Origin of the sequence: Enterobacter genomosp. O (assembly GCF_001022965.1) — a bacterium.
Taxonomy (GTDB): Bacteria; Pseudomonadota; Gammaproteobacteria; order Enterobacterales; family Enterobacteriaceae; genus Enterobacter; species Enterobacter cloacae_L.
Genome location: NZ_LECZ01000026.1, coordinates 717,319 through 730,579 on the forward strand (window position 1 = coordinate 717,319; position 13,261 = coordinate 730,579).

Genomic DNA, 13,261 nt, shown 5'->3' on the forward strand with positions numbered 1-13,261 from the left:
GTGTAATACGATGTAAGCAATTGCCGCTAGTGTAGGTTAGCTCTTTTGCGCCTGGCAAGCTCGCTGGACGTAAGGGTTATAATTCCCCTGAACCCTGGCGATGCGTTCGTCGCGCTGGCACTCCCACTCCGTCACCGGGTATTGCTTGTCCCAGGCGTTGAACAGCTGCGTCTGCTGGCGGGAGAGGTTGAGGTCGTAACGGTCACGCATATAGAAATAGGTGCGGGCAATGCTGCCGCGCGCGCGGGCAGGGGGCTCGGCGACTTTCTCTTTAAAATCCACCTTCATTCCGCACTGGCCGTACTGGCCTTCGCCACCGTTCCACTGGCTGTACATGAAATTGCCGCGGTCACCGTTCACTTCACCCACGGCGGGCTGCAGGTTATGCATATCGCTTTCCATCTGGCGATAAACCGGATCTTTGGAACAGTTTTTACGTCCGCCGTCCTGCCAGCACTGGCGCTGGTGGCCAAACTGCCACGCCGGGACGACATGTTCCCATTCAATGCGGCTGGCGCGGTTTTCATTTTTACGCACCTTATAGCCGCAGGACTCAAGGTCAACGACCCCTTTTTTACCCTGCCAGTTAATTTTACAGCCGCAGTAGAAATCGCCCGGGACGTCAGCGTTGACCTTTACACCAGCCGCTTTGGCCTGAGAGAAACTGTTGATACCGTCGGCCAGCGCGTGGCCTGAGAGCGCCGTCGTCAAAAAGGCGACCGCGAGAGAAACATTACGGGACATCTTACACTCCGTGTCAAAACGAGCCCGCAACGTAACGAATGTTGTTCCTGTATGCAATCAGTCAGATCAGGAAAGTTCCTGAAAGTTCAGATGATTAGTCCGCAACCAGCGGTTCGCCGCATTTGACGCAGCGGTAGGTCGCCTCGCCGCGCACCACGCGGTTATGGCGGCGGACGGTAAGCTGGTGCTGCTGGCACTGGCAGCGGTAGGGGAAGGTATTGCGGCGTACCGATTCCAGCTCGAACTGATGGGTACGGCGCGCCGGAACGCCGAGCACCGCCTCCATCATCCACTTCCACTCTTTCCCGTGGGGGGCGACGCGCCCGAAGTGCTTCCAGACCAGCAGATGCGCCAGCTCGTGCGGCACCACTTCCTCAATAAACGCCTGCTGGTTTTCCATCATCAGGACCGGGTTAAGGCGGATCTCATAAGACTCGAGCCAGGCGGTACCGGCCGCGGTGCCACGCTGCTGATAAACGATCCTGGGTTCAGGGTAATTGCGACCGAGCTTCAGGTTCGCCTGGGCGAGCTTTTCCCGCAGGCTGCGCATAACGGCCTGCTGAAGGGCGATGGGGAGACGGGGAGCTTTCATAGGGGCAGAGCATAAAGCGCGAAGCGGGGAGGTGCAAGGGGCACCTCCCGCGTGAGGATTAGTCGTGGGCGCCGATTTCGCGCAGAGGACGACCTTTCATCAGGTTACGTTCAATATGTTCCAGGGACACATGTTTGGTTTCTGGAACCAGCCAGATGGTCAGCACGATAAAGAAGATGTTTAGACCCGCGTAGACCCAGAAGGTGTTCGCGTTGCCCAGGGTGTTGAGCATGGTCAGGAAGGTTGCGCCGACGATCATGTTGGCAATCCAGTTCGTTGCGGTAGAGCAGGTGATACCAAAATCACGCCCTTTCAGCGGCTGGATCTCAGAGCACAGCACCCAAATCAGCGGGCCGGCGCTCATCGCAAACCCGACGATAAACATCAGCAGCATGCCTACCGCGAAGTACTGGGCGGTTGGTGAGTGAATGCCCACATGCATCATTGTACCGAGGACACCCATACCGGCCGCCATCACCAGGAAGCCCAGCGTCAGCGTTGGCTTACGTCCCCAGCGGTCCACCAGGCCGATGGCGATAAAGGTCGCCAGCACGTTGGTCAGGCCCACGATGACGGTCCCCCACATCTGCTCAGTGGTGTTGGTATAACCCGCCAGCTCAAAGATTTTTGGCGCGTAATACATGATGACGTTCATCCCGGTGAACTGCTGCATGACCTGAAGCAGTACGCCGAGGAAAACCGCGCGACGGAAGTTGCTGTTCTCTTTAAACAGCGCCCAGCCAGACTGTTTGACCTTCAGGCTTTCGCGGATCTCTTCCAGCTCGTTTTTCGCTTCCGCACTGGTATCGCGCAGGCGCATCAGCACGCGTTCGGCATCGTGGAATCGACGTTTCGCGGCAAACCAGCGCGGGCTGTCCGGCAGGAAGAAGACGCCAATCAGCAGCAGAATGGCCGGGATGATGATCACGCCAAGCATCCAGCGCCATGCGCCGCTGTAGCTAAATGCGGTGTCGGAAAGGTACGCGCCCAAAATACCGATGGTGATCATCAGCTGGTACATCGAAATCATACTGCCGCGGATTTTCTCCGGCGCGATTTCAGACAGGTACAGCGGTGCGGTATATGACGCCACGCCCACGGCCAGACCGAGCAGAACGCGGGAAACCAGCAGGACCTCAACGTTAGGCGCCGCGGCAGAGAAGAGTGAACCGGCAACGAACAGAATAGCGCCGATCATCAGGCTCTTCTTACGCCCGAGCTTGAAGGAGAGCCAGCCGCTGCCGACGGCACCGACGGCAGCACCAAACATCATGGAGCTGACCACCCACTCCTGGGTGTGAGCGCTGATCTGGAACTCTTCTGTGATGAAAGGTAATGCACCGGCAATCACGCCGATATCCAGGCCAAAAAGTAATCCTGCCAGGGCTGCGAGGAAACAGACGAAGAATGTCATCGCCTTGTTGGACGTACGCCCCTGTTTTTTATTGTCAGGCATTATGCCCTCCAGTTGGGTTATCAGTTTTATTGAGGTTAAGGGTAGGTGAGCGACCCGTAAAAATATGTGAGATTAATCACATAGGTGTAATCGGTTACACAAGTGTGCATCCGTAAATAAAATTAAAGCTTTGAAAATATAGAGGTAAATGAGGTGACATGCATCGCGAAAGAATACATTTCAGACTTAACTGAAAGGGGGTGTAACAGCAGAAGAAAAGCGATCGTGCAAAGAGAATATTCTGAAAGCGGGAGGCATCCGTTGTGGTGTAATCGGTTCCAAATGGTACGCCTTTCAGCCGGGTGGCGGCTGCGCCTTACCCGGCCTACAAATACCGCAAAACCCGTAGGCCCGCGCAAGCGAAGCGCCGCCGGGCAAAGATGACCGCACAAATGCAAAAGGCCAGCCCGAAGGCTGGCCTTTTCTAAAGCAAACGGTCGATTACTTCAGACCGGCAGCTTCACGCAGCAGGGCGGCTTTGTCGGTTTTTTCCCATGGGAAATGTTCACGACCAAAGTGACCGTATGCCGCGGTTTCTTTGTAGATTGGGTGCAGCAGATCCAGCATCTGAATCAGGCCGTATGGACGCAGGTCGAAGAACTCGCGCACCAGCAGGGTCAGCTGTTCTGAAGGCACTTTCTCAGTACCAAAGGTTTCAACCATGATGGAGGTTGGCTCAGCCACGCCGATAGCGTAGGAAACCTGGATCTCACAGCGGTCAGCCAGGCCGGCAGCAACGATGTTTTTCGCAACATAACGCGCCGCATACGCAGCAGAACGGTCAACTTTAGACGGATCTTTACCGGAGAATGCACCGCCGCCGTGACGCGCCATGCCGCCGTAGGTATCAACGATGATTTTACGACCGGTCAGACCGCAGTCACCCATTGGGCCGCCGATAACGAAACGTCCGGTTGGGTTGATGAAGTATTTGGTTGCGCTGCTCAGCCACTCGGTAGGCAGCACCGGCTTGATGATCTCTTCCATCACTGCTTCCTGCAGGGATTTCTGATCGATATCTTCGGAATGCTGGGTAGACAGAACTACCGCGTCAATACCGACGATTTTGCCGTCGTCATACTGGAAGGTCACCTGGCTTTTTGCATCCGGACGCAGCCACGGCAGGGTGCCGTTTTTACGCACTTCAGCCTGACGCTGCACCAGACGGTGTGCGTAGGTCACCGGTGCTGGCATCAGCACGTCGGTTTCGTTGGTTGCATAGCCGAACATCAGGCCCTGGTCGCCCGCGCCCTGTTCCAGCGGATCGGCACGGTCAACGCCCTGGTTGATGTCCGGAGACTGTTTGCCAATCGCGCTCAGTACCGCGCAGGAGTTGGCATCAAAGCCCATATCAGAATGCACATAGCCGATCTCACGCACCGTGTTACGGGTGATCTCTTCGATATCAACCCATGCGCTGGTGGTGATCTCACCGCCAACCAGAACCATGCCGGTTTTGACATAGGTTTCACACGCTACGCGCGCTTTTGGATCCTGAGTCAGGATCGCATCCAGCACCGCATCGGAGATTTGGTCAGCAATTTTATCAGGATGTCCTTCTGATACAGACTCGGACGTAAACAGGTGTTTTGCCATGTTTTATTTCACCTAAGAGGAATTTGGTTAGCTCAAGCTGCTGTGTGGAATAGCCAAAGGAGATAATTCTACCAAGGCCTGCAGGTTTTTGACACTGGCAGTATGAGTGTTAATCAGTATAGATGGATTAACATCTGGATGGCTATTTTAGGTCACTTCTTCGCCCGATTTCCAGTTTTTTTTGATTCATCTCTCACTGCGTTGAAATGGCGGCTGGAAATTTTTCCTGACGCTGCCGGCAACACGCGCATTTTTGTTTTGCTTTTTAGCCCCCTTCTCGGTATAAAACGCGGCGCGCGGCTCATATAAAATAAGCGCTCGATGAACTCATCGTGTCGCCACTTCCAGCCGGGTTAAGCAGTGAACTTTTAGCTTTGGCTTGTGGTCCGTTTCAGCAGAGGCGGCCGTGGAGGTGATACGAGATAATGAACCATCGTTTTCCGCACATTCAGCGCAGCCGTTCTGGCGCGCATTTGATTCCCGCAACCCGCATTTCTAGTCTGCAAACCTGCCGATGTTATACCCATCTCGGCGCTTCTCAGGATTCAAGGGCCGGTTACGCTCTGTGAAAACTGAACAAGGGCGCTCTTGTTAATACAAGAGTTTTCTCGTGGTTTCGCCGAACCTTGTCATACAGAGTTCGGATACGTGTTTTACAATGATATGAATAAGAAACCGGTCGCACGGTCTGGATTTCAGCATACTCTGCTGGGAAACGGAGCCGTTTATGGGTTGTTATCGCCGTATAACGCTGCGATAGTAGTCAACTGTTTTACACTTAATACAAAGAGTTGAGGTTCGCTATGTCTGACGACATGTCTTCTTTTTCGCCTTCGTCAGCGGGCGAACGGGGTGTACTACGTTCTATGCAGGAGGTTGCGATGAGCTCCCAGGAAGCCAGCAAGATGCTGCGCACTTACAATATTGCCTGGTGGGGCAATAACTACTACGACGTCAACGAACTGGGCCACATCAGCGTCTGCCCGGACCCGGACGTCCCTGAAGCGCGCGTGGATCTCGCTAAGCTGGTAAAAGCCCGCGAAGCACAGGGCCAGCGTTTGCCTGCACTGTTCTGCTTCCCGCAGATCCTGCAACATCGCCTGCGTTCTATTAACGCCGCGTTCAAGCGCGCGCGTGAATCCTATGGCTACAAAGGCGACTACTTCCTGGTTTACCCGATCAAGGTGAACCAGCACCGCCGTGTGATTGAATCCCTGATCCACTCCGGCGAACCGCTGGGTCTGGAAGCGGGCTCCAAAGCGGAACTGATGGCCGTTCTGGCGCACGCGGGCATGACCCGTTCGGTGATCGTGTGCAACGGCTATAAAGACCGTGAATACATTCGCCTGGCGCTGATCGGTGAGAAGATGGGCCACAAGGTCTATCTGGTTATCGAGAAGATGACTGAAATCGCGATCGTGCTGGAAGAGGCCGAACGTCTGAACGTGGTGCCGCGCCTTGGCGTGCGTGCGCGTCTGGCGTCGCAGGGTTCCGGTAAGTGGCAGTCCTCCGGCGGTGAAAAATCCAAGTTCGGCCTGGCGGCGAACCAGGTGCTGCAGCTGGTGGAGATCCTCCGCGAGCGCGGTCGTCTGGACAGCATTCAGCTGCTGCACTTCCACCTCGGTTCGCAGATGGCCAACATTCGCGATATCGCCACCGGCGTGCGTGAATCAGCGCGTTTCTACGTTGAGCTGCACAAGCTTGGCGTGAACATTCAGTGCTTCGACGTGGGCGGCGGCCTGGGCGTGGACTATGAAGGTACCCGCTCGCAGTCTGACTGCTCGGTGAACTACGGCCTGAACGAATACGCGAATAACATCATTTGGGCGATCGGCGACGCCTGTGAAGAGAACGGCCTGCCGCACCCGACGGTGATCACCGAATCCGGTCGCGCGGTGACCGCGCACCATACGGTGCTGGTCTCTAACATTATCGGCGTTGAGCGCAGCGAAACCACCGAAGCGACGCCTCCGGCAGACGATGCCCCGCGTTCCCTGCAAAGCATGTGGGAAACCTGGCAGGAGATGCACGAGCCGGGCACGCGTCGTTCCCTGCGCGAATGGCTGCACGACAGCCAGATGGATCTCCACGACATTCACGTCGGCTACTCTTCAGGCACCTTCAGCCTGCAGGAGCGCGCGTGGGCCGAGCAGCTCTATCTGAACATGTGCCATGAAGTGCAGAAGCAGCTCGACCCGAGCAACCGCGCGCACCGTCCGATTATCGACGAGCTGCAGGAGCGCATGGCGGACAAGATTTACGTCAACTTCTCGCTGTTCCAGTCGATGCCGGATGCCTGGGGTATCGATCAGCTGTTCCCGGTTCTGCCGCTGGAAGGGCTGAACCACGCTCCGGAACGTCGTGCGGTGCTGCTGGACATCACCTGTGATTCCGACGGCGCAATCGACCACTACGTTGACGGCGACGGTATCGCAACAACGATGCCAATGCCGGAATACGACCCGGAGAACCCGCCAATGCTGGGCTTCTTTATGGTCGGGGCGTATCAGGAGATCCTCGGCAACATGCACAACCTGTTCGGCGATACCGAAGCGGTTGACGTGTTTGTCTTCCCTGACGGCAGCGTGGAAGTTGAGCTGTCCGACGAAGGGGACACCGTGGCGGACATGCTGGAATACGTGCAGCTGGATCCGAAAACGCTGCTGACCCAGTTCCGCGACCAGGTGAAAAACACCGGTCTGGACGACGCGCTGCAGCAGCAGTTCCTGGAAGAGTTTGAAGCGGGTCTGTACGGGTACACCTACCTGGAAGACGAGTAGGTTAACCTCCCTCTCCCGGTGGGAGAGGGGCGGGGTGAGGGCAGCAGGCTGCTGTGCCGCTGATGCCCGGTGGCGCTGTGCTTACCGGGCCTACGTATGTAGGCCGGATAAGGCGGAGCCGTCATCCGGCAGAATGCTATACTCACTTGAACCCGCATGCATTACCGGCGATAATTCGCCCCAATTAGCGATTTACGAATCAATCCCTTCCTCGTCGGGTTTAACGACGCGGAGGGGATTTTTTTTCATCTGTTTTTAATGTATCGACTTTAAAAGAGGTCAGGACATGAGCACTTTAGGTCATCAGTACGATAACTCTCTGGTATCTAACGCGTTTGGTTTTTTACGCCTTCCGATGAACTTCCAGCCGTACGACAGCGACGCTGACTGGGTCATCACCGGCGTGCCGTTCGACATGGCAACCTCCGGCCGCGCGGGCGGTCGTCACGGCCCGGCAGCGATCCGTCAGGTTTCTACCAACCTGGCGTGGGAGCACAACCGTTTCCCGTGGAACTTCGACATGCGCGAGCGCCTGAACGTGGTGGACTGCGGTGACCTGGTGTACGCCTTCGGTGACGCGCGTGAGATGAGCGAAAAGCTGCAGGCCCACGCCGAGAAGCTGCTGGCTGCTGGCAAGCGCATGCTCTCCTTCGGCGGTGACCACTTCGTGACCCTGCCGCTGCTGCGCGCTCACGCCAAGCACTTCGGTAAAATGGCGCTGGTGCACTTCGATGCGCATACCGACACCTACGCGAACGGCTGCGAGTTTGACCACGGCACCATGTTCTTCACCGCGCCGAACGAAGGCCTGATCGACCCGAATCATTCCGTGCAGATCGGCATCCGCACCGAGTTCGACAAAGACAACGGCTTCACCGTGCTGGATGCGGGCCAGGTCAACGATCGCGGCGTGGACGATATTCTGGCGCAGGTTAAGCAGATCGTCGGCGATATGCCTGTGTACCTGACTTTCGACATCGACTGCCTGGATCCGGCCTTTGCGCCGGGTACCGGTACGCCGGTGATCGGCGGCCTGACCTCAGACCGCGCCATCAAGCTGGTGCGCGGCCTGAAGGATCTGAACATTGTCGGGATGGACGTGGTGGAAGTGGCGCCTGCCTATGACCAGTCCGAGATCACCGCGCTGGCCGCGGCGACCCTGGCGCTGGAAATGCTCTACATCCAGGCGGCGAAAAAAGGCGAATAAGCCTTACGCGCTGAGTGCTGCTGCGCGACGCATGCGCAGCAGCAACATTCCGCCCGCCAGCAGGGTGATAGCCTGCGACACGACCAGCACCGAAAAACCTGAACTGACCGATCCCGCCGATTTCATCACTATCCCCATCAGCAGCGGAATAAACGCCGCGCAAATATTCCCAATCCCATTAATTATGCCGTATGCGCTACCTACCGCTTCCCTCGCGGCGTGGTGCTGGATCACGGCGGGTATCGCGGCGCCCTGCAGTCCCCAGAAAGCGTTGGCGGACAGCATAAACAGCGCCAGCCATGCGGGCTGATGGCTGAGCATCAGCGCGACCACGGACAGCGCCGTCAGCGCCCCGCCCACCACAAACAGCACCGGTGCCTGCTCCGGGCGCATTTTATCGAGCAGCACGCCGCCCATGAACTTGGACCCCAGGCTCAGGAGGAAGGGAATGGCCGCAAGCATGCCCGTGGCGTGCAGCGAGAAGTGGTGCTCGTCACGCAGCCATGCAGGCAGCCACGCGCTGCTGCCCCACAGATAGCTCAGCGTGGCGATTTCAACCAGCAGGATCCAGCCCAGCAGCGGCGTTTGCCAGGCGAGCGTGAAGGTGCGGGCAAACCCCGGTTTTTTCACCGTTGAGCGGCTGCGAGGTGCAGGAAGAAAACGCCAGATTAACCCGCCGCCCAGCAGCAGATTGACTGCCGCCAGCGCATAGAACGAGCCGGCCCAGCCCAGATGCGCCATCAGCCAGGTGACCATCGGGAAGCCCACGGCCAGCCCGAGGGAGACGCCCAGCGCGGTCACGGCGTTGGGCTTGCCGATCTCCTCTGCGCGAAAGCTGTCGCTGATAAAGCGCGTCTTCAGCGAAAAGAGCGGTCCTTCGGCAATACCCAAAATCACGCGAGCGATGAGCATGCCCATCAGCGATCCCAGCAGCGGAGAAACCGCGCAGACCGCGGCCCAAATCGCAATGCTGCTTAATAATCCCTGCCGATAATGGAGCTTGCTTTCAATAACTGGCGTTAATAATAAAGCCGAAAACCCATAACCCAGCAGAAAGCAGGTCATGAGCATTCCCTGTAACATTCTGTTTTCATTTAGCTGAAAATGTTCGGCAAATTCCGGGTTTAAAATCATTACCGAAATATTTACCCGGTCAACGTAGGAAATAATAATGAGTAATAACAGTGCAATTGTGCCTTGCCATCTTGCCGTCATAAATCCTGCCTTGTGCGTGCGGTTATTTATATTTTTATGAGAGTGATTGTCACGGAGCTAAAATGGTTCACCTGTGAAACTCATTGTTTATTAACAATAAAATAAAAATGAGTTTCACAGGTGAAACACGATTCTCTGCAACTCTTTTATTTTTAAGGAAGAAAAACAAAAGAAGTCAATATCTCTTTCTTTAAATTTAAAACCATCGATAAAACGTATTCATTCACGCTGCAATAATGAAAATTTCATATCGCTGCATTTTTTCGTGATCCTTTGCACACTTAGTTAATTAATTACTGTCTTATTAACAAATTTGTCACATTGGCGCTTGACGAAACATTCATCGCTTTTATATTGACCGTATTAAATAAGAAACAGAGTTTCATATATGAAACAAAAGCCTGGAGGATCGTGATGAGCTGGATAGGCGTATGTGACGCAGAACAAGTACAGGAAGATTTCCCTTTTAGCGGCAGCGTAGACGGCAAAGAGATCGGCGTTTATTTGATTGACGGTGAATATTACGCGCTGGAAGACGTATGTCCGCACGCATATGCCCTGCTGAGCCAGGGCTTTGTGGAAGACGGCAAAGTTGAATGCCCCCTGCACGAGGCGGTGTTCGACGTCAAAACCGGCCAGTGCCTGCACGGCCCCGGAGGTCGCAACCTCAACCGCTACCCGGTTCGGGTGTTTGAAAACCAAATCCAGATTACCTTCGTCGAGGAGACCGTGGCATGAGCGATACCCTGAACTACAACCCGGCGCTGCCGGAAAGCCGTCAGTTTACCCCGCCTGCCGAGGGCGGTAACGGTGCCATCCATAAGCCGGGTGAGTACCAGAACCTGATCTGGCAAACCCGCAGCCGCGTGCCGGAAAGCTGGGAAGTGAACCTGATTGCCACGCTGGAAAATCTCTTCGAACAGGGCGTTGAAACCCTACCGGAACTGGTGAACGGCCTGAACGCGGTGCGCATGCACGACCAGCAGGGCGAGCCGTGGAGCGACGCCAGCTTCCAGGCATTCTTACAGGTTAACGGCTACTGAGGACAACGCGATGACGACTACCGTACAAAACTATCTCGATAAAGGCCTGCGAGGCCTCTGGTATCCGGTACTGGCGAGCTGGGAAGTGCAGTCTGCTCCTGTGGGCATTACCCGCCTGGGCGAGCAGATTGTGGTCTGGCGCAATAAAGATGGCCAGGTACAGGCGCTGGAAGACCGCTGCCCGCACCGCGGCGCGCGCCTGTCGATGGGCTGGAACCTTGGCGACCGCATCGCCTGCTGGTATCACGGCGTGGAAGTGGCGGGCAACGGCGAGGTGAAAGATGTGCCCGCCGTGGACAAATGTCCGCTGGTCGGCCAGCAGTGCGTGCGCAGCTATAACGTGCAGGAAGTGCACGGCGCGATCTTCCTGTGGTTCGGCGTCACCGCTGACCAGCAGCCGGACGAGCTGGCCTTCCCGGATGAGCTCGCCGACGCGGAGAATTTCAGCAACTTCCTTTGCACCGCCGCGTGGAAATGCAATTACCAGTACGCGCTGGAAAACGTGATGGACCCGATGCACGGCACCTATCTGCATTCGTCGTCGCACTCGATGGCGGAAGGGGATCGCAAGGCCGACATGGTGCTCCAGCCGACCAAAACCGGCTTCATTTTCGAGAAAAAAGGGCAGAGCGGCGTCAACTTCGACTGGGTCGAGCTGGGCAACAGCGGCACCTGCTGGATGCGCCTCTCCATTCCCTATAAGAAGCGCTTCGGACCGGGCGGCCACTTCTTTATCGTCGGCATGGTGGTCCCGGAAGATAACGACAACTGCCGCGTCTTCTTCTGGCGCATCCGCCGCGTGCAGGGCTGGCAGCGCGACATGTGGCGCTTCATGTACCGTAACCGCCTGGAAAAACTGCACTGGGAAGTGCTGGAGCAGGACCGCGTGGTGCTGGAAAGCCTGGCCCCAAACGCACGTGACCATGAATACCTGTACCAGCACGATGTCGGCCTCTCCCGCCTGCGCCGCATGATGCAAAAGGCGGCGAAAGAGCAGCTGGCGTTGCGCGAAGAACAGCAGGGAGCCGCCTGATGAACGGGCTGCTGAGCGGCAAGCGCATCGTGGTGACCGGCGCCGCGCGCGGGCTGGGCTATCACTTTGCCAAAGCCTGCGCGGAGCAGGGCGCCGCGGTAGTGATGTGCGACATCCTCGAAGGCGAGCTGGCTGAAAGCGCGCACGGGCTGGGCGAGCAGGGTTACGCGATCGAATCGCACGTCATCGATCTGGCCGATCCGCATTCCATAGAGCGGGTGTTCAGCGCCATTGGCGAGCGGGGGCAGATTGACGGCCTGGTGAACAACGCGGCGATGGCGACCGGCGTGGGAGGCAAAAACATGCTCGATTACGATCCGGATCTCTGGGATCGGGTGATGAGTGTGAACGTCAAAGGCACCTGGCTGGTGACGCGCGCCGCCGTGCCGCTGCTGCGCGAAGGAGCCGGGATTGTAAACGTGGCGTCCGACACCGCGCTGTGGGGCGCGCCGCGCCTGATGGCCTACGTCGCCAGCAAGGGCGCGGTGATTGCCATGACCCGCTCAATGGCGCGCGAGCTGGGTGAAAAACGCATTCGAATCAACGCCATCGCTCCGGGATTAACCCGCGTTGAGGCAACCGAATATGTGCCGGCCGAGCGGCATCAGCTTTACGAAAACGGTCGCGCATTAACGGGGGCGCAGCAGCCGGAAGATGTCACCGGCAGCGTGGTCTGGCTGTTAAGCGACCTGTCGCGGTTCATCACCGGGCAGCTGATCCCGGTCAACGGCGGTTTTGTCTTTAACTAAGGTAGGGCGATGATGGCAAACGATCGGGAAGTGAAGTATCTGGTGCCGGGGCTGGAGCGCGGTTTACAGCTGCTGTTGGCCTTCGGCGAGCAGCATCGCGAACTGACCTTTGCCGAGCTGCACCGGCTGGTGGATATGCCGAAGGCGACCGCCTACCGCGTGGTACAGACGCTGGAGTTTATGGGCTTTCTGGAGCGCAACGCGCGCACCAATACCTTCTCGCTGGGCATGAACGTGCTGCGCCTCGGCTTTGAGTACATCGCCTCGCTGGACGTGGCCCAGGTTGGCCAGCCGGTGATCGAGCAGCTGCGCGACGTAAGCCAGTGCAGCAGCCACCTGGCGATCCGCGACGGGCGCGACATTATCTACATCGCCCGCGTCAGCGCCGCCGGGTCGCGTATCAATCAGGTCAGCATTGGCACCCGTCTTCCGGTGCACTGCACCTCGCTTGGCCGTATGCTGCTGACCGATATTTCCCGCGCCGATTTTGAACAGCTGTTCCCGCACGAGCGCCTGCCGGGCAACACGCCGGGGCAGCTTCACGACCGCGAAGCCCTGTGGCAGATGGTGCAGCAGGACAAAGCCCGCGGGTACGTGATCGGCGAATCCTTCTTCCGCCACGGCATCTCCTCCATTGTTTACCCGGTGTATGACCGAAGCCATCGCGTGGCGGCGGTGGTCAGCATTCTGGTGCCGTCGGAAGAGATCCCGCAGGCCGACCGCGAGCGCCTGCAAAACGAGGTTCGCCTCGCGGCGGATAAAATTTCTGGCTTCTTAGGGTACCTGTCACAGGCCAGTTAAATCAGTGAATTAACGTCAGGCGCTTGACTGCGTCGGGCATGTTTT

The 13,261-nt window shown here is 57.2% G+C and carries 15 protein-coding genes; 10 read left to right on the plus strand and 5 right to left on the minus strand.

Annotated elements, in window-relative coordinates:
- Window positions 1-36 precede the first annotated feature (36 nt).
- The 4 genes from endA to metK form a co-directional block, all read right to left on the minus strand.
- Window positions 37-744 (minus strand): deoxyribonuclease I, encoded by a 708-nt coding sequence (endA, locus tag ABR39_RS17215; protein ID WP_047347909.1) that lies wholly within the window; start codon window positions 742-744, stop codon window positions 37-39.
- Window positions 745-838: 94 nt separating this feature from the next.
- Entirely contained in the window at window positions 839-1,336 is a 498-nt protein-coding gene (locus ABR39_RS17220; RefSeq protein ID WP_047347910.1) for a SprT family zinc-dependent metalloprotease, read from the minus strand.
- A 58-nt stretch (window positions 1,337-1,394) separates the two neighbouring features.
- A complete protein-coding gene (gene galP / locus ABR39_RS17225; protein ID WP_047347911.1) occupies window positions 1,395-2,792 on the minus strand; it encodes a galactose/proton symporter in 1,398 nt (465 codons plus the stop codon).
- Between the two features lie 441 nt (window positions 2,793-3,233).
- Complete coding sequence (gene metK, locus ABR39_RS17230; RefSeq protein ID WP_047347912.1) at window positions 3,234-4,388, minus strand: methionine adenosyltransferase; 1,155 nt, start codon at window positions 4,386-4,388, stop codon at window positions 3,234-3,236.
- Window positions 4,389-4,526: 138 nt separating this feature from the next.
- On the opposite strand from metK, the gene ABR39_RS24200 reads away from it, so the two are divergent.
- The 5 genes from ABR39_RS24200 (at window position 4,527) to speB (ending at window position 8,375) form a co-directional block, all read left to right on the plus strand.
- On the plus strand, window positions 4,527-4,697 hold the full coding sequence (locus tag ABR39_RS24200) for a hypothetical protein (protein WP_048339055.1): 171 nt from the start codon (window positions 4,527-4,529) through the stop codon (window positions 4,695-4,697).
- A gap of 116 nt (window positions 4,698-4,813) precedes the next feature.
- On the plus strand, window positions 4,814-4,957 hold the full coding sequence (locus ABR39_RS26390; RefSeq protein WP_420095149.1) for a hypothetical protein: 144 nt from the start codon (window positions 4,814-4,816) through the stop codon (window positions 4,955-4,957).
- A 94-nt stretch (window positions 4,958-5,051) separates the two neighbouring features.
- Window positions 5,052-5,183 carry an acid stress response protein YqgB gene (yqgB, locus tag ABR39_RS25035; protein ID WP_127312443.1) on the plus strand — a complete coding sequence of 44 codons (132 nt, stop codon included), beginning with the start codon at window positions 5,052-5,054 and terminating at the stop codon, window positions 5,181-5,183.
- Window positions 5,184-5,191: 8 nt separating this feature from the next.
- On the plus strand, window positions 5,192-7,168 hold the full coding sequence (gene speA / locus ABR39_RS17235; protein ID WP_048339056.1) for a biosynthetic arginine decarboxylase: 1,977 nt from the start codon (window positions 5,192-5,194) through the stop codon (window positions 7,166-7,168).
- Window positions 7,169-7,454: 286 nt separating this feature from the next.
- Window positions 7,455-8,375, plus strand: coding sequence for an agmatinase (gene speB / locus ABR39_RS17240; RefSeq protein WP_008499737.1), 921 nt, complete (start codon window positions 7,455-7,457; stop codon window positions 8,373-8,375).
- Between the two features lie 3 nt (window positions 8,376-8,378).
- On the opposite strand, the gene ABR39_RS17245 is transcribed toward speB, so the two are convergent.
- Window positions 8,379-9,590 carry an MFS transporter gene (locus ABR39_RS17245; RefSeq protein WP_047347914.1) on the minus strand — a complete coding sequence of 404 codons (1,212 nt, stop codon included), beginning with the start codon at window positions 9,588-9,590 and terminating at the stop codon, window positions 8,379-8,381.
- 414 nt (window positions 9,591-10,004) lie between these two features.
- On the opposite strand from ABR39_RS17245, the gene ABR39_RS17250 reads away from it, so the two are divergent.
- From ABR39_RS17250 to ABR39_RS17270, 5 genes are read left to right on the plus strand one after another with little or no spacing between them, the layout of a single operon-like run.
- Complete coding sequence (locus tag ABR39_RS17250; protein ID WP_023333340.1) at window positions 10,005-10,328, plus strand: Rieske (2Fe-2S) protein; 324 nt, start codon at window positions 10,005-10,007, stop codon at window positions 10,326-10,328.
- Window positions 10,325-10,633, plus strand: coding sequence for a recombinase-like helix-turn-helix domain-containing protein (locus ABR39_RS17255; protein ID WP_023333339.1), 309 nt, complete (start codon window positions 10,325-10,327; stop codon window positions 10,631-10,633). Before ABR39_RS17250 ends, ABR39_RS17255 begins: the two co-directional genes overlap by 4 nt.
- Before the next feature lie 10 nt (window positions 10,634-10,643).
- Window positions 10,644-11,666: an aromatic ring-hydroxylating oxygenase subunit alpha gene (locus tag ABR39_RS17260; RefSeq protein WP_047347915.1), complete on the plus strand. Its 1,023-nt coding sequence runs from the start codon at window positions 10,644-10,646 to the stop codon at window positions 11,664-11,666.
- Window positions 11,666-12,415, plus strand: coding sequence for an SDR family oxidoreductase (locus ABR39_RS17265; RefSeq protein WP_047347916.1), 750 nt, complete (start codon window positions 11,666-11,668; stop codon window positions 12,413-12,415). Before ABR39_RS17260 ends, ABR39_RS17265 begins: the two co-directional genes overlap by 1 nt.
- A 12-nt stretch (window positions 12,416-12,427) precedes the next feature.
- A complete protein-coding gene (locus ABR39_RS17270; RefSeq protein ID WP_047348187.1) occupies window positions 12,428-13,216 on the plus strand; it encodes an IclR family transcriptional regulator in 789 nt (262 codons plus the stop codon).
- The last annotated feature ends 45 nt before the right edge of the window (window positions 13,217-13,261 follow it).

Excerpts from the sequence above, each read along its gene's own strand:
- endA (WP_047347909.1), bottom strand. The coding sequence starts at position 744 with ATGTCCCGTAATGTTTCTCTCGCGGTCGCCTTTTTGACGACGGCGCTC.
- ABR39_RS17220 (WP_047347910.1), bottom strand. The coding sequence starts at position 1,336 with ATGAAAGCTCCCCGTCTCCCCATCGCCCTTCAGCAGGCCGTTATGCGC.
- galP (WP_047347911.1), bottom strand. The coding sequence starts at position 2,792 with ATGCCTGACAATAAAAAACAGGGGCGTACGTCCAACAAGGCGATGACA.
- metK (WP_047347912.1), bottom strand. The coding sequence starts at position 4,388 with ATGGCAAAACACCTGTTTACGTCCGAGTCTGTATCAGAAGGACATCCT.
- ABR39_RS24200 (WP_048339055.1), top strand. The coding sequence starts at position 4,527 with ATGGCTATTTTAGGTCACTTCTTCGCCCGATTTCCAGTTTTTTTTGAT.
- ABR39_RS26390 (WP_420095149.1), top strand. The coding sequence starts at position 4,814 with ATGAACCATCGTTTTCCGCACATTCAGCGCAGCCGTTCTGGCGCGCAT.
- yqgB (WP_127312443.1), top strand. The coding sequence starts at position 5,052 with ATGAATAAGAAACCGGTCGCACGGTCTGGATTTCAGCATACTCTGCTG.
- speA (WP_048339056.1), top strand. The coding sequence starts at position 5,192 with ATGTCTGACGACATGTCTTCTTTTTCGCCTTCGTCAGCGGGCGAACGG.
- speB (WP_008499737.1), top strand. The coding sequence starts at position 7,455 with ATGAGCACTTTAGGTCATCAGTACGATAACTCTCTGGTATCTAACGCG.
- ABR39_RS17245 (WP_047347914.1), bottom strand. The coding sequence starts at position 9,590 with ATGACGGCAAGATGGCAAGGCACAATTGCACTGTTATTACTCATTATT.
- ABR39_RS17250 (WP_023333340.1), top strand. The coding sequence starts at position 10,005 with ATGAGCTGGATAGGCGTATGTGACGCAGAACAAGTACAGGAAGATTTC.
- ABR39_RS17255 (WP_023333339.1), top strand. The coding sequence starts at position 10,325 with ATGAGCGATACCCTGAACTACAACCCGGCGCTGCCGGAAAGCCGTCAG.
- ABR39_RS17260 (WP_047347915.1), top strand. The coding sequence starts at position 10,644 with ATGACGACTACCGTACAAAACTATCTCGATAAAGGCCTGCGAGGCCTC.
- ABR39_RS17265 (WP_047347916.1), top strand. The coding sequence starts at position 11,666 with ATGAACGGGCTGCTGAGCGGCAAGCGCATCGTGGTGACCGGCGCCGCG.
- ABR39_RS17270 (WP_047348187.1), top strand. The coding sequence starts at position 12,428 with ATGGCAAACGATCGGGAAGTGAAGTATCTGGTGCCGGGGCTGGAGCGC.